Origin of the sequence: Streptomyces lydicus (assembly GCF_000717345.1) — a bacterium.
Taxonomy (GTDB): Bacteria; Actinomycetota; Actinomycetes; order Streptomycetales; family Streptomycetaceae; genus Streptomyces; species Streptomyces lydicus.
The window spans coordinates 139650-166527 of sequence record NZ_JNZA01000031.1; the positions used below are offsets into that span (position 1 = coordinate 139650).

21 protein-coding genes are annotated in these 26878 nt (G+C 74.2%); 12 read left to right on the plus strand and 9 right to left on the minus strand.

Features of this window, described 5'->3' with window-relative positions; translation table 11 throughout:
* Positions 1-157: 157 nt before the first annotated feature.
* Genes OO62_RS26580 through OO62_RS26590 form a run of 3 tightly spaced genes read left to right on the plus strand, consistent with a single transcriptional unit; the run spans position 158 to position 3906 of the window.
* Positions 158-3046 carry a nitrate- and nitrite sensing domain-containing protein gene (locus OO62_RS26580; RefSeq protein WP_033270104.1) on the plus strand — a complete coding sequence of 963 codons (2889 nt, stop codon included), beginning with the start codon at positions 158-160 and terminating at the stop codon, positions 3044-3046.
* Entirely contained in the window at positions 3043-3483 is a 441-nt protein-coding gene (locus tag OO62_RS26585; RefSeq protein WP_033270105.1) for a roadblock/LC7 domain-containing protein, read from the plus strand. The genes OO62_RS26580 and OO62_RS26585 overlap by 4 nt, the downstream gene beginning before the upstream one ends.
* Positions 3484-3501: 18 nt before the next feature.
* Positions 3502-3906 carry a DUF742 domain-containing protein gene (locus OO62_RS26590; RefSeq protein ID WP_033270106.1) on the plus strand — a complete coding sequence of 135 codons (405 nt, stop codon included), beginning with the start codon at positions 3502-3504 and terminating at the stop codon, positions 3904-3906.
* A gap of 22 nt (positions 3907-3928) precedes the next feature.
* Here OO62_RS26590 and OO62_RS26595 read toward each other — a convergent pair whose 3' ends face one another.
* Together OO62_RS26595 and OO62_RS26600 are read right to left on the minus strand one after the other, a co-directional pair.
* Positions 3929-4933, minus strand: a complete 1005-nt coding sequence (locus OO62_RS26595) for an MASE1 domain-containing protein (RefSeq protein WP_033270107.1) — start codon at positions 4931-4933, stop codon at positions 3929-3931.
* 28 nt (positions 4934-4961) lie between these two features.
* The gene (locus OO62_RS26600) at positions 4962-5786 is read right to left on the minus strand and encodes a PP2C family protein-serine/threonine phosphatase (protein WP_033270108.1); all 825 of its coding nucleotides are present in this window, start codon (positions 5784-5786) and stop codon (positions 4962-4964) included.
* 159 nt (positions 5787-5945) lie between these two features.
* On the opposite strand from OO62_RS26600, the gene OO62_RS26605 reads away from it, so the two are divergent.
* The 3 genes from OO62_RS26605 (at position 5946) to OO62_RS26615 (ending at position 8355) form a co-directional block, all read left to right on the plus strand.
* Positions 5946-6818: an alpha/beta fold hydrolase gene (locus OO62_RS26605; RefSeq protein ID WP_078617363.1), complete on the plus strand. Its 873-nt coding sequence runs from the start codon at positions 5946-5948 to the stop codon at positions 6816-6818.
* A 73-nt stretch (positions 6819-6891) separates the two neighbouring features.
* Positions 6892-7518 carry a TetR/AcrR family transcriptional regulator gene (locus OO62_RS26610; RefSeq protein WP_033270109.1) on the plus strand — a complete coding sequence of 209 codons (627 nt, stop codon included), beginning with the start codon at positions 6892-6894 and terminating at the stop codon, positions 7516-7518.
* Positions 7519-7743: 225 nt separating this feature from the next.
* A complete protein-coding gene (locus OO62_RS26615) occupies positions 7744-8355 on the plus strand; it encodes a GTP-binding protein (protein ID WP_033270110.1) in 612 nt (203 codons plus the stop codon).
* Positions 8356-8434: 79 nt separating this feature from the next.
* Here the strand turns inward: OO62_RS26615 and glpK are convergent, their stop codons facing one another.
* From glpK to OO62_RS26630, 3 genes are all read right to left on the minus strand, one after another.
* A complete protein-coding gene (gene glpK, locus OO62_RS26620; protein WP_033270111.1) occupies positions 8435-9973 on the minus strand; it encodes a glycerol kinase GlpK in 1539 nt (512 codons plus the stop codon).
* A gap of 56 nt (positions 9974-10029) precedes the next feature.
* Positions 10030-10797 (minus strand): MIP/aquaporin family protein, encoded by a 768-nt coding sequence (locus OO62_RS26625; protein ID WP_033270112.1) that lies wholly within the window; start codon positions 10795-10797, stop codon positions 10030-10032.
* A gap of 233 nt (positions 10798-11030) precedes the next feature.
* Positions 11031-12758, minus strand: a complete 1728-nt coding sequence (locus OO62_RS26630) for a GGDEF domain-containing protein (protein WP_106974902.1) — start codon at positions 12756-12758, stop codon at positions 11031-11033.
* Between the two features lie 248 nt (positions 12759-13006).
* Between OO62_RS26630 and OO62_RS36605 the strand changes: the two genes are divergently transcribed.
* The 4 genes from OO62_RS36605 to OO62_RS26655 are packed head-to-tail and all read left to right on the plus strand — an operon-like array spanning position 13007 to position 17442.
* Complete coding sequence (locus OO62_RS36605) at positions 13007-14005, plus strand: NUDIX hydrolase (RefSeq protein ID WP_078617364.1); 999 nt, start codon at positions 13007-13009, stop codon at positions 14003-14005.
* Positions 14002-15063, plus strand: a complete 1062-nt coding sequence (locus tag OO62_RS41395; protein ID WP_033270148.1) for a J domain-containing protein — start codon at positions 14002-14004, stop codon at positions 15061-15063. Before OO62_RS36605 ends, OO62_RS41395 begins: the two co-directional genes overlap by 4 nt.
* Positions 15064-15103: 40 nt before the next feature.
* Complete coding sequence (locus OO62_RS26650; RefSeq protein ID WP_033270114.1) at positions 15104-16099, plus strand: hypothetical protein; 996 nt, start codon at positions 15104-15106, stop codon at positions 16097-16099.
* Positions 16096-17442 (plus strand): adenylosuccinate synthetase, encoded by a 1347-nt coding sequence (locus OO62_RS26655; protein WP_228332390.1) that lies wholly within the window; start codon positions 16096-16098, stop codon positions 17440-17442. Before OO62_RS26650 ends, OO62_RS26655 begins: the two co-directional genes overlap by 4 nt.
* Here OO62_RS26655 and OO62_RS26660 read toward each other — a convergent pair.
* Both OO62_RS26660 and OO62_RS26665 read right to left on the minus strand, forming a co-directional pair.
* A complete protein-coding gene (locus OO62_RS26660) occupies positions 17387-18190 on the minus strand; it encodes a M15 family metallopeptidase (protein ID WP_033270115.1) in 804 nt (267 codons plus the stop codon). The two genes, OO62_RS26655 and OO62_RS26660, sit on opposite strands and share 56 nt — an antisense overlap.
* 47 nt (positions 18191-18237) lie before the next feature.
* Entirely contained in the window at positions 18238-20640 is a 2403-nt protein-coding gene (locus OO62_RS26665) for a glycoside hydrolase family 31 protein (protein WP_033270116.1), read from the minus strand.
* Positions 20641-20972: 332 nt separating this feature from the next.
* On the opposite strand from OO62_RS26665, the gene OO62_RS26670 reads away from it, so the two are divergent.
* Positions 20973-23006 carry an acetoacetate--CoA ligase gene (locus tag OO62_RS26670; RefSeq protein WP_033270117.1) on the plus strand — a complete coding sequence of 678 codons (2034 nt, stop codon included), beginning with the start codon at positions 20973-20975 and terminating at the stop codon, positions 23004-23006.
* Between the two features lie 186 nt (positions 23007-23192).
* On the plus strand, positions 23193-24119 hold the full coding sequence (locus tag OO62_RS26675; protein ID WP_033270118.1) for a hypothetical protein: 927 nt from the start codon (positions 23193-23195) through the stop codon (positions 24117-24119).
* 90 nt (positions 24120-24209) lie between these two features.
* On the opposite strand, the gene ptsP is transcribed toward OO62_RS26675, so the two are convergent.
* Together ptsP and OO62_RS26685 are read right to left on the minus strand one after the other, a co-directional pair.
* Positions 24210-25880 (minus strand): phosphoenolpyruvate--protein phosphotransferase, encoded by a 1671-nt coding sequence (gene ptsP / locus OO62_RS26680; protein WP_033270119.1) that lies wholly within the window; start codon positions 25878-25880, stop codon positions 24210-24212.
* Positions 25881-25956: 76 nt separating this feature from the next.
* Positions 25957-26406, minus strand: a complete 450-nt coding sequence (locus OO62_RS26685; RefSeq protein ID WP_033270120.1) for a PTS sugar transporter subunit IIA — start codon at positions 26404-26406, stop codon at positions 25957-25959.
* Between the last annotated feature and the right edge of the window lie 472 nt (positions 26407-26878).

Consider the following 26878-nt stretch of genomic DNA (forward strand, 5'->3'; position numbering starts at 1 on the left):
TTGTCCGGGAATCGGTGGACAACTCATGACGATCCGTCGCGGGGGCTTTTCCCGACGTCACGAGAGCACTTCGGCTCGGTCACCCGGCAGTAGTAGGCTCGCGCCGTTTGTTGACGGAACACCGCCCCCGTGCGCCGGGGTTGACGTAGGGGAGGCCATGCGCTTTCGCGGGAAGTCGGTCCGCCGGAAGATCGTGGCGCTGCTGCTCGTTCCGCTGGTGTCCCTGACGTCCATGTGGGCGTTCATGACCTATATCACCGGGCGTGAGGCCAACCAGCTGCTGGACGTCGGCAACGTCGTACGGAGCCTGGGCTATCCGGTCGAGGACGTCATCCAGGCACTCCAGCGCGAGCGCCGGCAGAGCCTGCTCTACCTCGCCGACCGGCGCGGCGCCGACGCGCTCGGCGCCCTCCACGGCCGGAGCCGGGACACCGACGACGCCGTCACCCGGCTGGAGGCCGACGCCGACACCCGGGACGTCCGCGAGGACCTGGCCGGGGACGCCGGCGACCGGCTGGCGGGCATCCTCAAGGCCCTGGGCACACTCCGCTCGCTGCGCTCCCAGGTCGAGCACAACACCGTCACCCGCGACGAGGCCATGGAGGGCTACAACTCCCTGGTCGACCCCGCCTACGACTTCCTCGCCGCGCTCCACGCCCTGGAGAACGTGGAGATGGACAAGCAGGGCCGCGCGCTGGTCAACGTCACCCGCGCCCGCGAGGCGGTCTCCCGCGAGGACGCCCTGATGTCCGCCGTGCTCGCCTCCGGCACCATGAGCAAGCGCGATCTGCGCGCGCTGTCCGACCGGGTCGCCGAGCGCCGCGTGCTCTACGGCATCAGCCTGCCCATGCTGCCCGCCAAGGACCGCGGTCTGTACGAGGACTACTGGCGCTCCGCCAAGGCCCGCGAACTGTCCTCCTACGAGGACCGGGTGATCGCGGCCGGCGCGGACGCCGGACCGCGGGTGATCAACGCCGAGCGCTGGACGACCGCGGCGGACAAGGTGCTCGGCGACCTCCAGCGGATGGGCAAGGACGCCGGTGACCGCTATCAGGAGCGCGTCGCGCCGGTCGCCACGCACATCCTCCTCAAGGCCGCCGTCGCCGGCGTCCTCGGCTTCGTCGCGCTGCTGGTCTCGATCATCGTCTCGTTCCGCATCGGCCGCCGCCACGTGCGGGACCTGACCCGGCTGCGCAAGACCGCCCACGAGGTCTCCGGGGTACGGCTGCCGAGCGTCATGCGCCGGCTGGCGGCCGGGGAGACCGTCGACGTGGAGACCGAGGCCCCCCGGCTCGAATTCGGCCCGGACGAGACCGGCCAGGTCGGCCAGGCCCTCAACACCCTTCAGCGCGCCGCGATCGAGGCCGCCGTCAAGCAGGCCGACATGCGCCGCGGCGTCTCCGAGGTGTTCGTCAACCTCGCCCGCCGCAGCCAGGTCCTGCTGCACCGCCAGCTCACCCTCCTCGACGCCATGGAGCGGCGCACCGAGGACACCGACGAACTCGCCGACCTGTTCCGGCTCGACCACCTCACCACCCGTATGCGGCGGCACGCCGAGGGCCTGGTCATCCTCTCCGGCGCCGCGCCCTCGCGGCAGTGGCGCCGTCCCGTCCAGCTCATGGACGTGGTGCGCGCGGCGGTCGCCGAGGTCGAGGACTACGAGCGGATCGAGGTGCGCCGGCTGCCGCGGCTCGCGGTGGACGGCCCGGCCGTCTCGGACCTCACGCACCTGATCGCCGAACTCCTGGAGAACGCCACCGTCTTCTCGCCGCCGCACACCGCCGTACAGGTCCTCGGCGAGCGGGTCGCCAACGGCTACACCCTGGAGATCCACGACCGCGGGCTGGGCATGGCCCCCGACCTGCTGCTGGAGGCCAACCTCCGGCTCGCCGAGACCCCCGAGTTCGAACTGTCCGACACCGACCGGCTCGGCCTGTTCGTGGTGAGCCGGCTCGCCCAGCGGCAGAAGGTACGGGTCTCGCTGCAGCCCTCGCCGTACGGGGGCACCACCGCCGTGGTCTTCGTCCCGGGGGAGATCCTCACCGAGACCACGGCCGGCGGCCGGGACGACGGACCGGCCGACCCGCTGGCCGGCGGCCCGCCCGGTGACGAACTGGAGCACGCCGCGGGCAAGTTGGCCGCGCTCGCCCAGGCGCCGGTGCCGCTCCCGGTGCGCGGGCGGCCCGGACCGGGCCGCCCCGACGGTCCGATCGAGCTGGAGGCGCCGCTGGGCCCGGACGAGCTCGGGCCGCACGAGGAGGAGGAGAACCTCTTCCGGGGCCGGGAGCGGGGCCGCGACGCCGGCCGCGACCGGGAGACCGGCCGGGAGCGGGGCCGCGACGCCGGCCGGGAACGCGAACGGGGCCGCCGCGGGTCCGCCGGGCAGGCGTCCGCACCGCGCAGTATCGCGCCGGTGCCGTCGGTGTCCGACGGCGAACAGCACCAGCAGACCCGGGACCAGGCGCCCGGTGGCGGGCTGGCCCCGCTGCCCCGCCGCCGCCGGCCGCCGGTGCTGGTCTCCGACCACGGCCGGACGGTCGACGCCGGTGACGGTGCGGGGCAGGACCGCAAGCCGGCCGCCGAACGCCCCGCCGCCACCCCCGACGAGAACTCCGGCGACGCGACGACGCCCCGGGAGACACCCCCGGCGACCACGCCCACGGGGCTGCCCCGCCGGGTCCGGCAGGCCAGCCTCGCACCGCAGCTCAAGGCCGACGCCACCGCGCCGTCCGGGTCCGGGCGGCCGGCCGCGCCGTCCGTGGAGGACGACCGGGACGCCGAGGCGGTCCGGGCCCGGATGGCCTCGCTCCAGCGGGGCTGGCAGCGCGGCCGCCGCGAGAACGGCGAGGACCCGCAGGACAGCCCGGCGGACCCGCCGTCCGCCGCACGGACAGCCGACGCAACGACGGCCGACACGACGAAGGCCGACGCCACGCCGGCCGTCGACACCACAGACCCGGATGCCCCGGGCCCAGCCGCGCACGGCGGCGACGGCACGGGCACCGCAGCACCACCAGGAACCACATCAGGAGGGGACGGTCCATGACCGCACCGCAGGCAGCAGCTTCCACCGCATCGGGCTCGGCGCAGGGAGCCGGTGACCTGAACTGGCTCCTGGACGAGCTGGTGGACCGGATCGGCTCGATCCGGAAGGCCCTCGTCCTCTCCAGCGACGGGCTGGCCACCGGCGCGTCCAGGGACCTGACCCGGGAGGACGGCGAGCATCTGGCCGCGGTCGCCTCCGGGTTCCACAGCCTGGCCAAGGGCGTCGGCCGGCACTTCGACGCCGGGCAGGTCCGGCAGACGATGGTGGAGCTGGACGACGCGTTCCTGTTCGTCAGCGCGGCCGGCGACGGCAGCTGCCTGGCCGTGCTCGCCGACGCGGACTCCGATGTCGGGCTGATCGCGTACGAGATGACGCTGCTGGTCAAGCGAGTGGGCGCGCACCTGGGCACCGCGCCCCGGTCCGGCCTTTCCACCTGAGCAGACTACGGTGACGCCATGACCGAGCAGGACGGCCGGAGCCGGGAGGCGGCTCGCTGGTTCGACGACGAGGCGGGCCCCGTCGTCCGGCCGTACGCCATGACGCGCGGGCGCACCCGTACCGCCGCCGAGGGGCGTCTCGACCTGATCGCGCAGGTGATCGCCGAGAGCCGGGCGGAGCGGGCGGCCGACGACCGGACGCTGTCGCCGGAGCACGTCGAGATCGTCGAGCGGTGCCGGGAGGCGCCGCTGTCGGTCGCCGAGCTGGCGGCCGAACTCGATCTGCCGGTCGGCGTCGTACGGGTGCTGATCGGCGATCTGCTGGACGCGGACCTGGTCCGGGTCAGCCGGCCGGTACCGCCGGCCGAGCTGCCCGACGAGCAGGTGCTGCGCGAGGTGATCGACGGCCTGCGCGCGCTGTGACCCGCCAGTGCGGCCTCGGGGCTCAGGTATCGCCGTCGCCGGGCTCCTTCCTGCGCGGCGGCGGCCACGGCCCGGCCGAGGTGTCCGACTCCAGCCGGGAGACGGCGTGGCTCAGCTCGGTGACCACCCGCTGGATCTCCCGGTGGGTGGTGCGCCGCTCGGTGACCAGCGCGGCCAGCAGCAGCGCGGTCAGCGCGGTGATCCCGTTGAACGCCTGCAGGGTGACCATGTTGGTGAACAGGTCGTGATGGGCGAACGGCCCCCACCGCTCGGCGGCCGCCACGATCGCGATCGTCGAGACCAGGAGGGCACACGGCGCCGCCCCGGCCCGCTCGAAGCGGAAGGCGGCCCAGATCAGGCACGGTGAGACGAGGAAGAGCAGATTCATCGGGCTGCTCACGGCGAGCTCGGTGACGGCGAAGGTACAGCCGCCCAGCAGCGCCGCCTCCGCCCACCGGTAGGGGCGGATGCGCTCCCGGGGCGGCCACCGGGCCGCGCTCAGGACCAGCAGCACCGGCGTGATGACCAGTACCCCCATCGCGTCGCCGGTCCACCACACCGCCCAGGTGGGCCAGAAGTCCGCCGCCCTCAGTGCCCCGGAGAGCACCAGGACGCCGCTGCCGACCGTCGCGCTCATCAGCATCCCGGTCAGTGCGCCCAGGCACACCAGCGCCACGGCGTCGTGCAGCCGGTCCATCCGCACCCGGAACCCGGTCCGGCGCAGCAGCTGGTAGGAGAGCACCGGAGCCGCGGTGTTGCCGGCGACGATGACGAGGACCACGAGCGGCGACGGCCCCAGCGAGACGTTGACCAGAAAGGCACCGAGCGCGATGCCCGGCCACACCCGCGTGCCGAACAGCAGCAGCGCCGTCAGGGCGATACCGGTCGGCGGCCACAGCGGGGTGACCTGCCCGCGGACCAGTTCCTGGAGGAGGCCGAGCCGGGCGGCGCCGTAGTAGGCGCCGGCGACCACGAGGATCTGGACGACCGTGGTGCCGTGCCGTACCGGCCACGCGCGTTGCTCCACCGCATCCTCCGCCCGTCGCGTCCCGCGGCTACCGGTAGGGACCGCCGTCGTGCCGGAGCACCAGAACGGCCGCGTCGTCGGTGTGCCCGGTCAGATCGGCCACCGCGATCACCTCGGCGGCCAGCTCGTCGGCGTCCGCCTCGTAGGCCGCGCCGACCAGGCGGGTCACCTGCGCCAGCCCCTCCGCGATCGGGTACGTCGGCCCCTCCACCACCCCGTCGGTGATCAGGACGAACGCGCCCCGACGGGTCAGCCGGCGGTGGGTGACCGGGTACCGCTGGTCGGGGAACACGCCCAGCGGCAGGCCACCGGGGTCCAGTTGCACCTCCGCGCCGTCGGCGGTGGCCCAGACGGCCGGCACATGGCCGGCGCGGGCGCCGGCCAGCTCGCCGCTGACCGGGTCGAAGCGCAGGAAGGTGCAGGTCGCCAGGAGGTCGGAACTCATCGACAGCAGCAGGTTGTTGGCCCGCCCCAGGATGTCGCCGGGGTCGGTGGTGACGCCCGCGACGGCGCGCAGGCCGGTGCGGACCTGGCCCATGAAGGCGGCGGCCTCCACGTCGTGCCCCTGGACGTCACCGATGGCGAAGCCGAGGGAGCCGTCCGGCAGCGCGAACGCGTCGTACCAGTCGCCACCGATGTCCAGGCCGGTCTGCGCGGGTACGTAGCGGGCCGCGGTCTGCAGCCCGGGGAGGGCGGGCAGGTCCGGCGGCAGCATGTGCCGCTGAAGCTCCACGGCCAGCGCCACCCGCGCCTGCTGGAGCTGGATCCGTTCCATGACCTCGCCGGTGAGCTGGCCGAGGAGGCGCAGAAGCTCCTCGGAGGGCGGGCCGGCGGTGGTGCGGCGTCGGTTCATTCGGCATCCCGCTCCGCATGGCCGATTCCGGTAGGGCGACTCGCTGCTGACCTCTCACATTACGCCGGTTGCGCGGCACCCGGCCCGGTCTGTTGAGCATTGCTCAATATGGGTCTAGGCTCCGGACAGCACCTGATCGACGTGAGGAGAGACGCCGCCATGCCTCTGGACGCGAACCCGGCGACCCCCATCGACCACCTGGAGATCCAGGTCGGCCCGCACACCTACGACGCCCTGGCCTGCGGCCCCGCCGACGGGGAGGTCGTCCTGCTGCTGCACGGCTGGCCCGAGTTCGCCGACTCCTGGAGCGCGGTGCTGCCCGCCCTCGGCGCGGCCGGCTACCGCGCCGTCGCTGTCGACCAGCGCGGCTACTCCCCGCGCGCCCGCCCGCCCCGGATCGCCGACTACGCCGTCCCCGAACTCGTCGCCGACGCCCTCGCCTTCGCCGACTCCCAGGGCGCCGGCCGCTTCCACCTCGTCTCGCACGACTGGGGCGGCATGGTCGCCTGGGCGCTGGCCGGCGCGCACCCCGAGCGGCTGAAGTCCCTGACCGTGCTGGCCACCCCGCACCCGGACGCGCTCAACCGCGCCGCCGCCGAGGACAGCGACCAGCACCACCGTCTCGACTACGTGCGCTTCTTCCGCCGCGACGACGGCGCCGCGGAGGCCGCCCTGCTCGCCGACGGCGCCGCCCGGCTGCGCGCCGCGTACGGCGGCAAGGTCCCCGAGGCGCTCGTCGAGGGCAATGTCCGCAGGCTCTCGGAGCCGGGCGCGCTGACCGCCACTCTGAACTGGTACCGCGCCCCGGAGTCCGTCATCTCGGTCCCGGCCGGCCGGATCACCGTGCCCACCCTGTTCCTGTGGGGCAGCGAGGACGTGGCCCTGGGCCGCGTCGCGGCCGAGTCGACGGGGGAGTGGGTGGACGGCCCGTACCGCTTCGAGGCCCTCGACGGCGCCAGCCACTGGCTCCCCGAAGAGGTTCCCGCCGAGGTCACCCCCAAGATCCTCGACCACCTCGGCCGGCACGCCTGACAACCGGGCGCCGGGCCCCGCCGGGGTCCCGGCGCCCGCCGCTCGGCGGCGCCCCAGGTTCTAGACTGCGGGCATGCCCGGCAAGCGAGCCACCCGCCTCACCCCCGACCAGCGCCGGGAGCAGCTGATCGGCATCGGGCTGGAGATGCTCGCCGACCGCTCGCTGGACGAGCTGTCCACCGACGAGGTCGCCCGGCGCGCCGGGATCTCCCGGGGGCTGCTCTTCCACTACTTCGATTCCAAGCGCGACTTCTACCGCGCCGTGGTCCGCGCCGCGTGCGACCGCTTCACCGCCGCCACGGAACCGGACGGCGCGCTGGAACCGGTCGCCTGGATGCGGGCGTTCATCGCCGGTTTCGTGGCGTACGTCCTGGAACACCGTCAGGTCTACCTCGCCCTGGTGCGGGGGGCCGCCGGCAGCCACCCCGCGGTCACGGACATCGTCGGCGAGACCCGTGAGACGCTCGCCCGCCGGCTCCGGGACGGACAGCGCCGGCTCGGCGTGCCGGACGCCCCGCGGCAGGAACTGGCCCTGCGCGCCTGGATGGCGTTCGCCGAAGAGGCCGTCATCACCTGGCCGGTGGACGACTCCGGGGACGGCGCGGCCGGCGCCCGCGACGAGCTCTGCGCCTTCATCGAGGCCAGTTTCGTCGGCCTGCTGGGGCTGCTCGACCGTCCCGGGTCCCTCGCGGCCCGCTGAGCGGCCGCCGGGGCCGGCAGAGGCCGGCCGGGAGCGGCCGGCCGGGCGTCGGGCCGGGTCAGCGGGGACGCCGCCCCGCCCGTGGCTCAAGCGTGATGCATCTCAAGTGGGCGCCGTGCTGAGCACGTTGTACGGTGCCTGTGCGCCTGCCCGCCTCGTCCGCCGACGCTCGGCGGACAAGCGTGCGCTGCGCCCGCACACCCGGCAATTCAGGAGAAGAGAACCATGGCCTTCGGGCGTTCCGATCGTCGCCGCCGGACCGCCGCCGTCGAGCCGGTGACGCTGAAGATCCTGGTGGCGGGCGGCTTCGGAGTGGGCAAGACCACCCTGGTCGGCGCGGTCAGCGAGATCAAACCGCTGCGCACCGAGGAGCGGTTGACCGAGGCGGGCCGGCCGGTGGACGACCTCGACGGGGTGGAGGCCAAGACCACCACGACCGTCGCGATGGACTTCGGCCGGATCACCCTCCACGACGAGCTGGTCCTCTACCTCTTCGGCACCCCCGGCCAGGACCGCTTCTGGTTCCTGTGGGACGAACTGGCGCGCGGCGCGCTCGGCGCGGTGGTGCTCGCGGACACCCGCCGGCTCGCCGAAAGCTTCGCCGCCATCGACTACTTCGAGCGGCGCGGGCTGCCGTTCACGGTCGCGGTCAACTGCTTCGACGGCGCCGACCGCTACCCGCCGGAGGCCGTACGGGACGCCCTGGACCTGGATCCGCAGGTTCCGGTGATGCTCTGTGACGCCCGCGAGCGGGGCTCCGCCCGCGATGTGCTGGTCGCCGTCGTCGAGCACGCCATGCAGACCGGCCCGCGCCGGCGGGAGCCCGCGCTGCCCTGACCCGGTGTGCGCAGGTGCGGCCCGTACCCCGCCGTCCGGGATACGGGCCGCACGTCTGCGGCACTTCGGCCGTCCGCCCCTACGAGGCCGCCGAGCCGTCGTCGGCCAGCCAGCCGAAGCTCCGTTCCACGGCCCGGCGCCAGTGGGCGAACTCGCGGTCGCGGACCGCCGCGTCCATCCGCGGCGTCCACTCCGTGTCCCGCTGCCAGTGGGAGCGCAGCTCGTCGAGGTCCTGCCAGACGCCGGTCGCCAGGCCGGCCGCGTACGCGGCGCCCAGGCAGGTGGTCTCCGAGATCACCGGCCGGATCACCGGCACCCCCAGCACGTCCGCCTGATGCTGCATCAGCAGGTTGTTGGCGGTCATCCCGCCGTCCACCTTGAGCTGGGTGATGCGTACGCCGGAGTCCTGGTACATGGCGTCCACGACCTCGCGGGTCTGCCAGCTGGTCGCCTCCAGCACGGCGCGCGCCAGATGGGCCTTGGTGACGAACCCGGTCAGCCCGGTGATCACCCCGCGGGCGTCGGAGCGCCAATAGGGCGCGAACAGGCCGGAGAACGCCGGGACGACGTACGCCCCTCCGTTGTCGGGGACGCTCGCCGCCAGCGGCTCGATCTCGTCGGCCGAGGCGATGATGCCGAGCTGGTCGCGGAACCACTGCACCAGGGCGCCGGTGATGGCGATGGAGCCCTCCAGGCAGTAGACCGGGGCCTCACCGCCGAGCTGGTAGCCCATCGTCGTCAGCAGCCCGTTCTTCGACGGCACCGGGCGGTCGCCGGTGTTCAGCAGCAGGAACGAGCCGGTGCCGTAGGTGTTCTTGGCCTCGCCGACGCCGTAACACGTCTGCCCGAAGACCGCGGCCTGCTGGTCGCCGAGCGCGGACGCCACCGGCACCCCGCCGAGCTGCCCCACGGCCGTGCCGTACACCTCGGCCGACGACCGGATCTCCGGCAGCATCGCGGCCGGCACGTTCATCGCCGACAGGATCGCCGGATCCCACTGGAGGGTGGACAGGTTCATCAGCATGGTGCGGCCGGCGTTGGTCACGTCGGTGACGTGCACACCTCCGTCGGTGCCGCCGGTCAGGTTCCAGATCAGCCAGGAGTCGATGGTGCCGAACGCGATCTCCCCGCGCTCGGCGCGCTCCCGCAGCCCCGGCACCGAGTCCAGCAGCCAGGCCGCCTTCGGCCCGGAGAAGTAGCTGGCCAGCGGCAGTCCGGTGGCGTCCCGGAAGCGGTCCTGGCCGTCCGTGCCGCCGAGTTCCGTACACAGCTGGGCGGTCCGGGTGTCCTGCCAGACGAGGGCGTTGTGCACCGGCTTTCCGGTGGCCCGGTCCCACAGGACCGTCGTCTCGCGCTGGTTGGTGATGCCCAGCGCGCTGAGCCGGTCCGCCCGCAGGCCCGCCTTGGCCAGCGCGCCCGCCACCACGGCCTGCACCTTCGACCAGATCTCGGTGGCGTCGTGCTCCACCCAGCCCGGTTTGGGGAAGATCTGCCGGTGCTCGCGCTGGTCGACGGCGACGATCGCCCCGCCGTGGTCGAAGATGATGCAGCGGCTCGACGTGGTGCCCTGATCGATCGCGGCTACATATTTCTCGGTCTTCCCGGTTCGCTCCGTCATGCCGTCACGCCTCCTTGGGTCCTGGCTGGTGGGTGTGCGCGGGCCCGCCCGGGGGTTCAGAACACGCAGTTGTGGACCAGACCCGCGAGCACCGCGCCGATCAGCGGCCCGGCCACCGGTATCCAGGCGTAACTCCAGTCGGACGAGCCCTTGTTGGGGATCGGGAGCAGGGCGTGCACCAGGCGCGGGCCGAGGTCGCGGGCCGGGTTGATGGCGTAGCCGGTCGGCCCGCCCAGCGACAGCCCGATGCCCACCACCAGCAGCGCGACCAGCAGGACGTTGATGCCGGAGCCGTAGACCCCGGCCCGTGCGCCCGGCACCTGGCCGATGCCGATGCCCTGGTTCTGGCCGAAGAACAGCAGGGGCAGCACCAGGCCCACGGTGGCGATGATCTCGGTGACGAGGTTGGCGACCGGCTTGCGGATCTCCGGGCCGGTGGAGAAGATCCCCAGCGTCGGCTGGGCCTTGCCGCGCTCCGCGTTGGCGGCGAACTGTGCGTAGTACACCGCCCACGCCAGCACCGCGCCGAGCGCCGCGCCGACCATCTGCGCCAGTACGTACAGCGGCACCTTCGACCACGGGGTGCCGCCCGCGACCGCCGAGCCGACCGTCACCGCGGGGTTGAGGTGCCCGCCCGACAGCGGCGCCGCGGTGTACGCGCCGGCCAGTACGCCCATGCCCCAGCCGAAGGCGATCACGACCCAGCCGGCGGCCCTGGCCTTGGAGTAGTGCAGGGTGACGGCGGCGCACACGCCGGCGCCGAAGAGGATGAGTATGGCGGTGCCGATCACTTCACCGACGAAGATGTCCCCATTGGAATACATGGCGGCTCCTTGGCCCTGGCCCGGGGACGTCCCCCGGTCCTCCGTGCAGGGTGCGTGCCACCGGCGGGCAGCGGGCAGCCGCTGCCACCGGCCGGGGTGCCTGAGTGCGGCGGTGCCGACTGGCACGGGGAAGTGTTCACCCGGGGTGAGGGCCCGTCAAGGTCGCCAGCGGCAACGGGTGTTGGGCGCGCGCAGGGCTCGGCGGGCGGCACCGGCGCCCCCTCGCCGGGCCGTCATCCCCGGGCCGGGACGCCGTGCTGACCGGGCGGTGCGGGGTGCGGGGGAGCGGCCGGGCCGGGCACCCGCGCAGCAGTCCCGCGCCGGATCTCGGTGCGCTGCGCGCCGGGCCGGCCCAGCACCCAGCTCGCCCCCGGCAGCGCCTTCGCCTCCTTCTTGAGCGGGGCCAGCGCCGCCGCGGCCTCGTGGTGCCCGGCGACGCTGCCCGGCGGGCACACCGCGGTCGCGAGCGACAGCGTCACCGGCCGCCCGCCGGCCGACCAGGGGGCGTCCAGCAGCGCCGCGGCGAACGGCGCCAGCCCGTCCGGCTCGGTCAGCACCAGGAAGTCGTCACCGCCGATGTGGCCCACCCGGGAGGCCGGCTCGCCCGCCGCGACCCCGGCGAGCGTCCGGCCCACCGCGCGGATCAGCTCGTCGCCGGCCGCGAACCCGGCGCCGTCGTTGACCTGCTTGAACCCGTCGACGTCCAACCAGCTCAGGGCGAAGCCCCGGCCCTCCGCGATCCGCCGGTCCACCTCGCCGTTGACCTCGTCCGAACCGGGCAGCCGGGTCAGCGGATTGAGCCGCGCCGCCTCCTCCACCCGGCTCTCGGCCAGCGCCCGCACGATGTCCGCGAGGTGCACCACGCCCATGCACCGGCCACGCTCGTCCACCACCGCCACATCGTCCCCGGCCCGGTCCCGGCCGCCCTCGGCGATCACGTCGAGCACCTGCCAGGCGGTGGCGTCCGCGCCGACCGTACGCGGCCGGTCCGCCAGCCGCAGCGCCGGCCGGTCGGCGTACAGCGCATGCCCGTACCGGCCGGACAGCGACAGCAGGAAGCGGTCCCGGTCGATCGCCCGGACCGGCACCCCGTCGGAGTCCACCAGCAGCACCCCCGACACCGCGGGAAAGCCGGTGAGATGACTGCGGACCGCGCCCGCCGACGCGGACATCGGCAGCAGCGCCGCGGGCTGCAGGAACTGCGCCACCGGCGGCCCGGACGGCGGCCGGTGCGCCACCGCGGGCCGGCTCACCGCCGGGGGGAGCGCCGGTGGCAGATACACCTCGGTGGCCGGCCGCCGCGCGGGCGGCGCGAACAGATAGCCCTGCGCCAGCTGCACCCCGGCGTCCCGCACCGCCGCGTACTGGCGCTCGGTCTCCACGCCCTCGATGGCCAGCAGCCCGCCCACCCGCTCGCACAGCTGCCGGACCGCGGCCACCACGGCCTGCCGGCCCCGGTCGGTGTCCAGCCGCGCGCACAGCGACGCGTCGAGCTTGACCAGGTCCGGTGCGAGCTCGCCGAGCAGCCGCAGCGGCAGATCCCCGTCCCCGACCCCGTCCGCGCAGATCCGGTAGCCCTCGTCGCGCAGCACCGCCACCGAATCCAGCAACGCGGCGTGCGGGACGTGGGTGAACGGCCCGCCGATGTCGAGGGTGATCTCCCACGGCCGCCGGCCCACCTCGTGGACGGCCTTGCCCAGCGCCGGCAGCCGCGGCAGTTCGGCGACCGTCGCGGCGCAGACGTTCAGGTGCAGCGGCAGCAGCGTCTCCTGGTGAGCCGCCACCCGCACGGCGAGCGCCGCGAGTTCGGCGTCCAGTTCGGGACAGCGGTACGCGCGGGCCAGCACGTCGGACTCGCCGGGCTCGGGGCGGGCGAGTATCTCCAGCGCCGCGACCGAACCGGTCGAGAGGTTCACGACGGGCTGGAAGGCGAATCGAAGCTGGTCCGTCCAGGGAGGCACGGGCAGCAGCATGCCCCTCCGCGCGCCTGAACCGGGTCTGATTAACGCACTGTTCACGCATCCTTCCGGAGCGTACGGGCGGCAGCCGCGCGAGGCACACAGGACGTTCGACCGGGACTCGGACGGCGCCGCCCGACGCGCCGCCGTGGCCCGGCCGCGGCCGGACCCGCGCGGCGTCCCTCCCCTTTTCCGTCTGGACGCCGTACCCGGCCGGTGCTATGTTGCTCTCATTCCGAGAAAGACTCGGAATGAGAATTACTTGCGAGGGGGTGGCGGTCGTGGACGCGGACCGGCAGGGCGGCGGCGCGGATGACGGCGCCGAGCGCGCCTTCCTCGCGGCGTACGACCCGCGGGAGTTCCCCGCCATCGCGGTGACCGTCGACATCGTCGCGCTGACCCTCCGCGGGGGCGTCCTGCACGTCCTGCTCGTCGAGCGCGGCGGCCGCCCCTTCCAGGGCGCCTGGGCGCTGCCGGGCGGCTTCGTCCGCGCCGGGCGGGAGTCGCTCGACGAGGCCGCGGCCCGCGAACTCGCCGAGGAGACCGGGCTGGACGCCGCCCAGCTGGAGCGCGTCCACCTCGAACAGCTCGGCTCCTACGGGGACCCCGGCCGCGATCCGCGGATGCCGGTCGTCACCGTCGCCTACCTCGCCTTCGCCCCCGACCTCCCCGAGGCGCGCGGCGGCGGCGACGCCTCGGCCGCGGCCTGGATCCCGGTCTCCCGGCTCGATCTCGGTGCCGCGACGGAGGGCGGAGCGGCCCGGGGGAGTGTTCCGCGCGGTCCCGGCGAACCGGACGCGGCCCGGCCGCGTCCCCAAGAACAGGGCCCTGGGCACGGGACCGACGGGGGTGGCTCCGTGCCCGGGCCCGCGGACGACACGACGCCGGCGGAGGACGCCGGCCCGGCCCCGTTGCCGCTCGCCTTCGACCACGCCCGGATCGTCGCCGACGGCCTAGACCGCGCCCGCGCCAAGATCGAGTACACCCCGCTGGCCACCGCCTTCCTCGGCCGGGAGTTCACCATCGTCGAACTCCGCGGCGTCTACGAATCCGTCTGGGGCAGCCCGCTGCACGCCGGGAACTTCCACCGCAAGGTGCTCTCGGTCCCCGGATTCGTCGAGTCCACCGGTGCCACCGCCGCCCGCGGCGGAGCCCGAGGCGGCCCCCGCGCCCGCCTCTACCGCGCGGGCGACGCCCGGCTGCTGCACCCGGCGCTGCTGCGCCCCGACCGGGAGGACGGCGTGCGATGACCACGCCCACCGCCGCCGGGGCCCCGCGCACCCGCGCCGCCGCCCGCAGCGCACTGGCCGCCGCCCACCGGCCCGCCGACCTCTTCCCCGACGACGCCGACGCCGCCCGCAGCTACCGCCGGCTCGCCCGGCTGCTGCACCCCGACACCGCGCCGCCCGCCGAACGCCCCGCCGCCGAGGCCGAGTTCGCCCGCCTCGACGCGCTCTGGCGCCGCCGGACCGCCGCCCGCCCGGCCGCCGCGGTCCTGACGACCCGGCACCGCACCTACACCCTCGGCCCGACCCTGGCCACCGGCGACCTCGCCGTCCTGCGCGAGGCGTCGTACGAGGAGCGCGGCACCCGGCGGCGCGCCCTGCTGAAGATCCCGCGCACGGTCACCGACAACGACCTCCTGGAACGCGAGGCGGACGCGCTGGCCCTGCTGGCCCGGCACGGCGAGCGCCGCCACCGCGGCTACGCGCCCCGGCTGCTGGAGTCCGTCCGCCACCGCGACCCGGACACCGGCGCCGAACGCCGCGTCAACGCCCTCGTCCCGCTCGACGGCTTTCACACCCTGGCCGAGGTCCGCGCGGCCCACCCGGACGGCCTCGACCCGCGCGACGCCGCCTGGATGTGGCGCCGGCTGCTGGTCGCCCTCGGCTGGGCCCACCGCGCCGGCCGGGTGCACGGCGCCGTCCTCCCCGAGCACGTCCTCATCCACCCCGCACTGCACGGTCTCGTCCTCGTCGACTGGTGCTACAGCACCGCACCCGGCGACCCCGTCCCGGCACTCGTCGAACGGCACCGCGCCCACTACCCGCCCGAGGTCACCGGCCGCCGCCCGGCGACCGGGGCCACCGACCTCCACCTCGCGTCCCGCACCATGGCCGCGCTGATGGGGGAGCGCACCCCGCAGCCGATGCGCGCGTTTCTGCGCGGCTGCACCCTGCCCGCGCAGGCCCGCCGCCCGCACGACGCCTGGCGGCTGCTGGCCGAACTCGACGACCTGCTCCACCGCCTCTACGGGCCGCGCACCTTCCGGCCGTTTACCCTGCCGGGCCCGCGCCCGCACCCGTAGCCGGCACCCGCTCACACCACACACCTCAGGGGGAATCACCATGGGCAGCGGAACCTGGTCCACCAACGTCTACGGCGCCGCGGCGAGCTACCGCGCCGCCGCCGGCACCAGCGCCTTCGACTACAGCGACCGCACCACCCGCTCCGCACCCCGCCACACCTGGGCGGCGCACCCCTCGCTCGACCCGCACGGCCTCACCGTCCGCGAGAGCCGGGACTCCGACGAACACCCCACCTCCCTCGCCGTCTCCGTGCTCTTCGACGTCACCGGCTCGATGGGCGCGGTGCCGCGGGTGCTCCAGACCAAGCTCCCCGAGCTGTTCGGCCTGCTGCTGCGCAAGGGATACGTCGAGCACCCGCAGATCCTCTTCGGCGCCGTCGGCGACGCCACCTGCGACCGGGTGCCGCTCCAGCTCGGCCAGTTCGAGTCCGACAACCGCATGGACGACGACCTCGGCAACATCCTGCTGGAGGGCGGCGGAGGCGGCCAGATGACCGAGTCGTACGAGCTGGCGCTGTACGCCATGGCCCGCCACACCAGCCTCGACTGCCACGAGAAGCGCGGCCGCCGCGGCTACCTCTTCCTCATCGGCGACGAGATGCCCTACGGCAAGGTCAAGGCCCGCGAGGTCCGCGCCGTCCTCGGCGACCACCTCACCGAGGACCTGCCCCTGCCGGTGCTCCTGGCCGAGCTGCGGCAGAAGTTCGAGGTGTACTTCATCGTCCCGGCCGGGGCCGCGCACGTCGGCAACAGCGCCGTCCTCGGCACCTGGCGCAAGCTCCTCGGCCAGAACGTCATCGAACTCGACGACCTCGACGCCGTCTGCGAAACCATCGCCCTGACCATCGGACTCGGCGAGGAGGCCATCGACCTCGCCGCCGGGCTCGACGACCTCGCCGACATCGGCTCGGACGCAGGCGCCAGCGTCGGCAGGGCACTGGCCACCCTCGGCGGCGGCCGCGGCACCGTCGCCCGCTCCTCCGCCCCGCTCCTCGACGCCGCCGACGCCGGCCCCGGCGGCACCACCCGCCTGTGACCATCGAGGAGCATGCCGCGCACACCGTCGTCGTCGACCTCGGGTACGGCGACGCGGGCAAGGGCACCGTCGTCGACCGGCTCTGCGCACACCGGGAGGGCGCGGCCCCGGTCACCGCGGTCGTCCGCTTCAACGGCGGCGCCCAGGCCGCCCACAACGTCGTCACCGCCGACGGCCGGCACCACACCTTCGCCCAGTTCGGCTCCGGCACCTTCAGCGGCGTACCCACCCACCTGTCCCACCTGATGCTGGTGGACCCGCTCGCGCTCGCCGCCGAGGCCCGCCACCTCGCCTCCCTCGGCGTCCCCGACCCGCTCGCCCTGCTGACCGTCGACCGCCGCGCCCGGCTCACCACGCCCTACCACGCGGCCGCCAACCGGGCCCGGGAACGCGCCCGCGGCACCGCCCGGCACGGCTCCTGCGGCATGGGCATCGGCGAAACCGCCGCCTACGCCCTCGCCCACCCCGCCGACGCCCCCACCGCCGGCGACTGCACCGCCCCCGCGACGCTGCGCCGCAAACTCACCCTGCTCCGCGACCGGCTGACCGCCGCCCTCGGCCCGCTCGACGCCCCGCCCGTCGACGCCTGCCTGGACGCGTTCGCCACGTTCGCCGCCCACGTCCGGCTGGTCGACGGCGCGCACCTGACGCGGCTGGTGCGCACCGGCCGGCTCGTCCTCGAGGGCGCCCAGGGCGTCCTCCTCGACGAGTGGCACGGCTTCCACCCCTACACCACCTGGTCGACGACCACCTTCGCCGGCGCCGAGCGGCTGCTCGCCGAGGCCGGCCGGCCGCGCAGCGCGCTGCGCCTGGGCGTCGTGCGGACCTACACCACCCGGCACGGGCCCGGCCCGCTCGTCACCGAGGACCCGGCACTGCTCCGCGCCCTGCCCGAGGCCCACAACGGCCACGGCCGCTGGCAAGGCCCCTTCCGCGCCGGTCACTTCGACGCCGTCGCGCACTCCTACGCCGTCGAGGTCTGCGGGGGAGTGGACGCCCTCGCCGTCACCCACCTGGACGCCCCGGGCCGCTGCGGCGGCGCGCTGCGCACCGTACACGCCTACCGCACCGCCGACGGCCTCCAGGACCGCCTCCGCACCGCCCCGCCCGGCGACCTGACGCGCCAACAACGGCTCACCGAAAGCCTGTTGACCGCCCGCCCGGCCGATTGGCGGTCACCGGGCACCGACCCGCGCGCCTGGTGCGACGCGCTCGCCCGGACGCTCGGCGCCCCGGTCGCCATGGAGTCCTACGGACCCACCGCCGCCGACAAGACCGTCCGGCCGCTCACCGGACGGGGAAGTCGAAGTAGGTGTCCGGGAAGGGCTCCGGCTGGAACGTGAAGTGCCACCACTCCTCGGGCAGGTTCACGAACCCGGCCCGCTCCAGGCCGCTCTTGAGCAGCAGCCGGTTCCTCAGCTGCCGCCCGTGGATCCGCGGGTCGAGGGTGTGCGCGAGCGTGTCGAAGCAGTCGAAACCGGTCCCCATGTCGAGGGAGTTGTCCGGGAAGCGCTCGTCCTTCGGCCCGTAGCAGGACGTCAGCGGCTCCCCGGGCACGTACGGACGGGTGGGCACCGCGGGCAGCCGCACCAGGGTCAGATCGACCGTACTGCCCCTGCTGTGACCGGACTTGGCGGCGATGTAACCGTCGTCGAAGAGCTTCGCCTTGTCCTCACGCGGATAGAACTCGCCCTTCATGCCCTGATCGCCGAGGTCCTTCGCCCACCGCACGAAGTGGTCGACGGCGCGCTGCGGCCGGTAGCAGTCGTACACCTTCAGCGAGAAACCCCGCCGGAGGAACGAGCGCTGCGCCCGGTGCAGCGCCCGCGCGGCCTCCCGCGTCAGCAGGCACGTCGGCCTGCGGTAGCCGTCCACCGGCACACCCATGAAGTTGTGCGGCGTGTAGTAGCGCATCTCCTGGAGGATCGTGGGATCCACCGCGCGCAGCGCGACGAACCCCGCGGGCGCCTCGCGCGGGGACGGCGGACGCCGGGCGGCCCCCGCCTCGGCGCCCGACGGCAGGGTGACGACGGTCAGCAGGGCGGCGGCGGCAACGGCCAGGCCGCGCAACGTGGCAGCGAGTCTCGGCATGGCCCTCGTCTACCAGGCGCGGCCCGCGCAGGGGAAGACCGCGGCGGCTACCCGCCCGCCAGCCCCCGCACCCGCACCGGATACCCCACCGCGCCGCCGTCCCGCCGCTCCACCACCACCCGGCCGCCCGCCCACCGCGTGGTGAAGCGCTCGACGGTCGGCCGCTGCCAGCCGTCCCCGGCGTCCGGCACCACCAGACCGGTACCCCCGCGCCCGGCCGCCGGCGCCCACACCTCCAGCTCCGTCCCGCCGTCCCCGCCCGCCACCGGCAGCACCGCACCGGCCCGCGCCAGCACCGGAATCCGCGACAACGGCGCCTCCACCCACACCTGCCCGGGACCGTCGTACGCCCGCCCGGTTGCGGTGTCGTACCACCGCCCGCGCGGCAGCCGCACCGGCCGCCGGGTCACCCCCGCCGCCAGCGCCGGCGCCACCAGCAGCGCGTCCCCCAGCAAAAAGGCGTCCTCGCAGTCCCGCAACGCCCGGTCCCGCGGCGCACTCCACCACACCGGCCGGACGTAGGGCGCGCCGGTCAGCCGCGCCAACTGGCCCAGCGTCCCGAAGTACGGCAGCAGCCGCTGCCGCTCCCGCAGCGCCGCACGGGCGTGCTCCAGCACCTCGGCGCCGAACTCCCAGGGCTCCCGCCGCCCCGCCCAGATCGCCGAGTGGGTGCGGAACAGCGGCAGATACGCGCCCAGTTGGAACCAGCGCAGATACAGCTCCTCGGACGGCACCGCGGAGAACCCGCCGACGTCCGGCCCGCCGTACGGCACCCCGCACAGCCCGAGACCCAGCACCAGCGACAGTGACGCCCGCAGCCCCGGCCAGCCCGTCGCCACGTCCCCCGACCAGGTGCCCCCATAGCGCTGCATCCCCGCCCACCCCGAACGGGAGAAGAGGAACGGCCGCTCACCCGGCCGCAGTTCGCACAGCCCCTCGAAACCGGCCCGCGCCATCGCCAGACCGTAGACGTTGTGCGCCTCCCGGTGGTCGCCGCCCCGGCCCTCCAGCGCGTGCCGGGCCGCACGCGGCAGCGTCTGCGCACCGAACGGGGCAAACGAGACCGGCTCGTTCATGTCGTGCCAGAACCCCGAGAAGCCCTGCGCCAGCCGCTCGCCGTACAACCCGCCCCACCACTTGCGCACCCGCGCCTCGGTGAAATCCGGGTACACCGACTCGCCGGCCCACACCACCCCGCGCACCTCCCGCCCCCGGTCGTCCCGTACGAACGCGTCGGCCGCCGCCCCGCCCTCGTACACCGGGTCCCCCGGCGCCGCCTTCACCGCCGGATCCACGATCGACACCAGCCGCACCCCCTCGGCGCGCAGCTCCCGGGCCAGCCCCGGCAGATCCGGGTAGCGCTCCCGGTCGACGGTGAACACCCGGTGCCGGTCGTAGTGGTCGATGTCCAGATGGACGGCCGACAGCGGAAGTCCCCGCTCCCGATAGCCGGACACCACCCGCCGCACCTCCTCCTGGCCGCCGAACCCCCAACGGGCGTGCTGATGACCCAGCGCCCACTGCGGCGGCAGCGCCGGCGCACCGGTCAGCGCCGTCCACACCTGGAGCACCCGGGCCGGTGTGCCGGCCAGCACCCAGTAGCGCAGCGGCCCGCCGTCCATCCGCAGCTCACACGCGCCCGGCCGGTCGTGCCCCGAGCCGGCGCCCTCCGTGCCCTCCCGCAGCAGCACCCGGCCGTCCCACGAGTTGTCGTGGAACACCAGATGCGTACCGGCGTCCGCCACCACCAACTGGACCGGCATCGTCAGCGACAGCGGATCGTCCCCCGGCACGAACGCCCCGCCCGGATCGGTGTTCCACAGCCGGTACGTGCCGTCCCGCAGCCGCGGCCCGTGCGCCCGCCCGCCCAGCCCGAAGAACCGCGCGTCGGCCGCCACCTCCGAACGCTGCACCCACCGCGACCCGCCACCCCCCTCCGGCCGGCCGCCGTCCCCGCCCGCCTCCGCGCCCGGCCCGTCCGTACGGTCCCACCAGCGCGGCGGCAGCTCCCGCCGCAGCACCGCCCCGCCGGGCGTCCGCACCTCCACCGCGCCGTGCCGGGACACCACGACCAGCACCCGCTCCGAGACCACCCGCCAGCCGCCCTCCGTATCGGGCTCCAGCACCGCCCGCGCGTCCGGCTCCGGACACGCCCCGGCCAGCGCGTACGAGGGCTCCGGCTCCGCCCCGTCCCAGCCGCAGAACACCGCGCCGCCCGACGCGACCCGCACCCGCAGCGACGACCGCGCGAAGTGGATCACCCCGCCGCCCGGCTGGGACTCCGCCCCGCGCGCCACCCCCGGCACCCTCGCCCGCTCCGTGCCGCGCCGCGGCAACGCCCTGGCATCCGCCCTCCGTGCCCGCCACGCCGCGCGCACGGACCGCAGCCCCTGCGCCGGCCCGACCGCCCTGACCACCCGTACCGACCGCACCAGATCACGCCCGTCCATGCCGGTCAGCCTGCCATTGACGCCTGGTCGGGCGGGCATCGTTCAACTGCCGTTCACCTGCGCAGGGTCACCCTCGGCCACGCCAAGGCCCGCGGATCGCGACCCGGTGGCCGGATCCCGCCGGGCGCCCCACCGGCGACCCGCCCGCAGGGGCATCGCCACGTGCCCGCACCACACCGGACACCCCCCGAATGTGGGCAGCCGACCCTGGTGCACAAGTCGATCACATGGCATCGTCCAGGCAAGCCGTGTCACGCGCACACGTCGGGCCGGGGGACCCCCGCCACGGTGCGCACACGACGCCCACGACGCGTACCGACCGGGAGCCGCACATGACCACCGCACCGCAGTCCGCCCAGCCGGAACCCCTCTGGCAGCCAGGACCGGACCGTATCGCCGGCGCACAGGTCACCCGCTTCCACACCTGGGCCGCCACCCACCACGGCGCGCCCGCCCCCACCCCCGGCGACCCCGCGGCGAGCTACGCCGCCCTGCACCGCTGGTCCGTCGAGGCACTCCCCGTCTTCTGGCAGGCCGTCGCCGAATGGTTCGACGTCCGCTTCACCACCCCTTACGAGACCGTCCTCGCCGACCGCGCGATGCCCGGCGCCCAGTGGTTCCCCGGCGCCACCCTCAACTACGCCGAACACGCGCTGCGCGCCGGCGAGGACCCGGCCCGCGCCGACGAGCCCGCGCTGCTGTACGTCGACGAGTCCCACGAGCCCACCCCGGTCACCTGGGCGGAGCTGCGCACCCAGGTCGGCTCGCTGGCCGCCGCACTCCGCCGCCTCGGCGTCCGCCCCGGAGACCGCGTCAGCGGCTACCTCCCCAACGTCCCGCAAGCCGTCGTCGCCCTGCTCGCCACCGCCGCGGTCGGCGGCGTCTGGACGTCCTGCGCCCCCGACTTCGGCGCCCGCAGCGTCCTGGACCGCTTCCAGCAGATCGAACCGGTCGTGCTGTTCACCGTCGACGGCTACCGCTACGGCGGCAAGGAGCACGACCGCCGCGACACCGTCGCCGAACTCCGCGCCGAACTCCCCACCCTGCGCGCCGTCGTGCACATCCCGCTGCTCGGCACCCCCGCCCCCGAAGGCGCCCTGAACTGGTCGGACCTGACCTCGCAGGACACCGAACCGGTCTTCGAACAGGTTCCCTTCGACCACCCCCTGTGGGTCCTGTACTCCTCGGGCACCACCGGCCTGCCCAAGGCCATCGTCCAGTCCCAGGGCGGCATCCTGCTCGAACACCTCAAGCAGACCGGCCTGCACTGCGACCTCGGCCCCGACGACCGCTTCTTCTGGTACACCTCCACCGGCTGGATGATGTGGAACTTCCTCGTCGCCGGCCTGCTGGTGGGCTCCACGATCGTGCTCTACGACGGCAGCCCCGGATACCCCGACATCGCCGCCCAGTGGCGGGTCGCCGAGGCCACCCGCGCCACCGTCTACGGCACCTCCGCCGCCTACGTCATGGCCTGCCGCAAGGCCGGCATCCACCCGGCCCGCGACCTCGACCTCTCAGCCGTCCACTGCGTCGCCACCACCGGCTCCCCGCTCCCGCCGGACGGCTTCCGCTGGCTGCACGACAGCTTCGCGGAGAGCGGCGCCGACCTGTGGACGGCCTCCGTCAGCGGCGGCACCGACGTCTGCAGCTGCTTCGCCGGCGCCGTCCCCACCCTCCCCGTCCACATCGGCGAACTCCAGGCCCCCTGCCTCGGCACCGACCTCCAGGCGTGGGACCCGCAGGGCAAGCCCGTCACCGACGAGGTCGGCGAACTCGTCGTCACCAACCCCATGCCGTCCATGCCCACCCGCTTCTGGAACGACCCCGACGGCACCCGCTACCACGACAGCTACTTCGACATGTACCCCGGCGTCTGGCGGCACGGCGACTGGATCACCGTCACCCCGCGCGGCAGCGTCGTCATCCACGGCCGCTCCGACTCCACCCTCAACCGCCAGGGCGTGCGGATGGGCTCCGCCGACATCTACGAGGCCGTCGAACGCCTCCCCGAGATCCGCGAATCCCTCGTCATCGGACTGGAACTCCCCGACGGCGGCTACTGGATGCCGCTCTTCGTCCACCTCGCCCCCGGCGCCGCACTCGACGATGCCCTGCGCGACCGCATCAAGCGCACCATCCGCGAAGAGCTCTCCCCGCGCCACGTCCCGGACGACATCATCGAAGCCCCCGGCGTGCCGCACACCCTCACCGGCAAGCGCATCGAGGTCCCCGTCAAACGCCTCCTCCAGGGCACCCCCCTCGACAAGGCCGTCAACCCCGGCTCCGTCGACGACCTCGAACTCCTGCGGTTCTACGAGCAGATCGCCCGCGACCGCGCCGCAGGGGACGGCTCCGCACAGTAACGCCCCCGGCGCCGGATCCCGTAAGGCCCCCGCCTCCGATCCGGCGCCGGAATCCGCAGGTCAGCGGCTACCGGACCGTCCCGCCGCCGCCCTTCGGCAGGCCCGTTGTCAGACCCCCCGGTTACTCTCAGTGACAGGTGGTGTGTGGCCAGCACACCGCACACGAGAGCTCACCCAGGGGGAGTCATGACAGCCACGTCCCGGCACACCGACCGCACCGCCCACCGCGCACTGCGCCGCGAAGTCCCCAGCACCGCCGCCGTCCTCGCCGACGAACGCGACTTCACCGCCATGCGCCGCTACCGCACCTTCCCGTTCGACGACCACGACAGCTACCTCCGGCAGATGGAGAGGCTGCTGCGCACCCTCACCGCACAGGGCGTCCTCACCACCCTCAGCCTCTTCGACCCGGCCGCCTACGTGACGTACTGCGCCGAACTCGACCTGGACCCCGACCGGCCCGAGAGCCGCACCCGCTACGCCGCCGAAGCCGCCCGCACCGGCGCGACCGTCACCTACGAAGGCGAGCCGCTGAGCAGCCTGCTCCCATTACTCGTCGAGGAAGCGGACCGCCGGGCGGCCTGGGACCACGCCACCGCCCTCCTGGCCCGCACCGGGAACTGCGCGGAGTGCGGCACGGACCTCGCCCGCGCCGCCTTCGCCCGCGCCACCCACGCCGTCCAGCAGCTCCTCGCCTCCCTCGGCGACGGCAGCCACCACCTCGTCTGCTCCATCGCCGCCGACGGCCCTCCGCTCCTCGCGGTGCTGCACGCCACGGCCCGTGACGGCGCACCGCCCGGCCTCACCGAAACCGAGACCCTCGGCTTCTGCACCGTCCTCGCCACCGGCCTCGCCCTGCGCGCCCCCGGAGGCATCGTTGCCCGCAGCACCACCGCACCCACCGACCGCGCCACCACCGCCGACGGCGACCGCGACACGGTCCGCGGCTGGTCCCTGCGCGACTCCTGGCTCCGGCCCCTCAGCACCGCCGAGGTCTTCACCGCCTACTGCACCGACGCCGACACCGGCGAGCCCGTCCCGCCCGAGCACGGCGTCGACTACGCCCCCGGCCTCCCGCTCACCCCACCACCCGGCACCCACGACCACCACTGACCGGCGCCGCCCGCAGACACGGAACGGCCGCCCCGCCACAAAGGCGGGACGGCCGTCCACCACTCCTGCGACGCAGCGCGCCGCGCGGAATCACTCCCCGGAAAGCACCGCCCGCGCCGCGGCCCGGGCGTCATCGGCGGTGTCCGCGGCCCGCGCCGCGGCCGCCGCACGCTCACACTGCGCCAGCGTGTGCTTCGCCAGCGTCGCCCGCACATACGGAATCGACGCCGCACCCATCGACAGGCTGGTGACACCGAGCCCCGTCAGCACACACGCCAACTCCGGATCGGAGGCCGCCTCACCACACACACCACAGCTCTTGCCCTCGGCCTTGGCCGCCTCGGCCGACGCCGCGACGAGATCCAGCAGCGCCGGCTGCCAGGGATCCTGCAGCCGCGACACGGCCCCCACCTGACGGTCGGCCGCGAAGGTGTACTGCGCCAGGTCGTTGGTCCCCAGCGAAAGGAACTCCACCTCCTGCAGGATCGACCGCGCCCGCAGCGCGGCCGACGGAATCTCCACCATCGCCCCGAACTTCGCCCGCAGCCCGGCCTCCCGGCACGCGTCCGCGAACGCCTTGGCGTCGATGCGGTCCGCCACCATCGGCGCCATGACCTCGAGGTAGACCGGCAGCCCCTCGGCCGCCTTCGCCAGCGCGGTCAGCTGCGTCCGCAGCACGTCCGGGTGGTCGAGCAGCGTACGCAGCCCCCGCACACCCAGCGCCGGGTTCGGTTCGTCGGCCGGCGTCAGGAAGTCCAGCGGCTTGTCGGCGCCGGCGTCCAGCACCCGCACGACCACGCGGCCCTCCGGAAACGCCTCCAGCACCTTCCGGTACGCCTCGACCTGCTTGGCCTCCGCCGGCGCCTGCTTGCTGTCGTCCAGGAACAGGAACTCGGTCCGGAACAGACCGACGCCCTCCGCCCCGGCCTCGACCGCCGCCGCCACATCACCGGGACCGCCGACATTCGCCAGCAGCGGCACCTTGTGCCCGTCGGACGTGGCGCCCGGCCCGGACGAGGCGGCCAGCGCCGCCTTCCGCTCGGCCGCGGCCCGCTCCAGCTCCGCCCGCTTCTCGGCGCTCGGCTCCACGAAGATCTCACCGGTGCTGCCGTCCACGGCGATCACCGTGCCCTCGACCAGCTCACCCGCGCCCGGCAGCGCGACAACGGCCGGCACACCCAGCGCCCGCGCCAGAATCGCGCTGTGGCTGGTCGGCCCGCCCTCCTCGGTCACGAACCCGAGCACCAGCGTCGGGTCGAGCAGCGCGGTGTCGGCCGGCGCCAGGTCCCGCGCGATCAGCACATACGGCTCGTCGCTGTCCGGCACACCCGGCATCGGCACACCCAGCAGCCGCGCGACGATCCGGTTCCGCACGTCATCGAGGTCGGCCACCCGCCCCGCCAGGTACTCCCCGGCACCCGCGAGCAGCGCCCGGTACGCCGCGAACGCGTCATAGACACCCCGCTCGGCGGTGCTGCCGACGGTGATCCGCCGCTCGACGTCCGCCATCAGCTCGGGGTCCTGCGCCATCAGCGCCTGGGCCTCCAGCACGGCCTGCGCCTCACCGCCAGCGAGATTGCCGCGCGCTATCAGGTCGGCGGCGACAGCCTCCACGGCCTGGCGGGCACGCCCCTGTTCGCGCTCCGCCTCGTCTGCCGGAATCTGCTTGGCCGGCGGCTCCAGAACCGCCGTCCCCATGTGCCGCACCTCGCCGATCGCCACCCCGTGGCTCACGCCGACGCCTCGCAGCGTTGTCTCCATTGCACCCGTCTCCGTTTGATGCGACGGCCGGGCCGCCGCGGTGGATGTCGTACCTGCCGTTCGGGACGGCGCCCGGCTACTGCCAGGAGAAGAGCTGGTCCCCGGCCTTCACGTCGCCGTCCTCCCGGACGTCGCCGAGCGAGTCCGCGCTGGCCTCCAGCGCGACGACCGGGCAGACCGGAGACTTGCCGGCGGCCTCGACCGCCGCCGGGTCCCAGCGCACGATCTCCTGGCCACGGGTGACGGTGTCACCCTTGTTCACCAGCAGCTCGAAGCCCTCACCGTTGAGCTGAACGGTGTCGATACCGAGGTGAGTGAGCACGCCGTGCCCCTCCCCGTCGACAACGACAAACGCGTGCGGGTGCAGCGATACGAGAACACCGTCCACGGGCGACACGGCGGCAGACGGCTCACGAACCGGGTCGATGGCGGTACCGGGACCCACCATCGCTCCGGAGAACACCGGGTCGGGCACGGCCGCGAGTCCGATGGCGCGTCCAGCAAGCGGGGACGTCACGGTGGTCATGGGAAGCCTCCCAGGGGTGGAGATTCATCAGGCCGCCGTCACTACCTGTCCTGGACGGCGCACCGTTGAGAAGCGTAAGTCATACGAACTGACGGTTCCGCATGAGAGACGCCGGTTGCGCGCCGCGAGTCCCGCCGAATCGATTTGCCTCGCCCACAGCAGAGCGGTACTGTCTGAGACCTGCCCCGGACAGCCAGACCGCAATCAACTGCGGTCGGTTGAGTTGGGCGGCACTCCTAAGCGTCTTGATCGCGACTCAAGAATTGTGCGCTTCTGCATGTCTGCAGAAAGGCGGCGGTTCGAAAGCCGAAAAGGGCCTGATAGAGTGTGAAACACCGAAGGGAAGCGCCCGGAGGAAACCCGAGAGGGAATCCAAAGGAAGCGTCCGTTCCTTGAGAACTCAACAGCGTGCCAAAAGTCAACGCCAGATATGTTGATACCCCGTCCACCTCGGTGGATGAGGTTCCTTTGA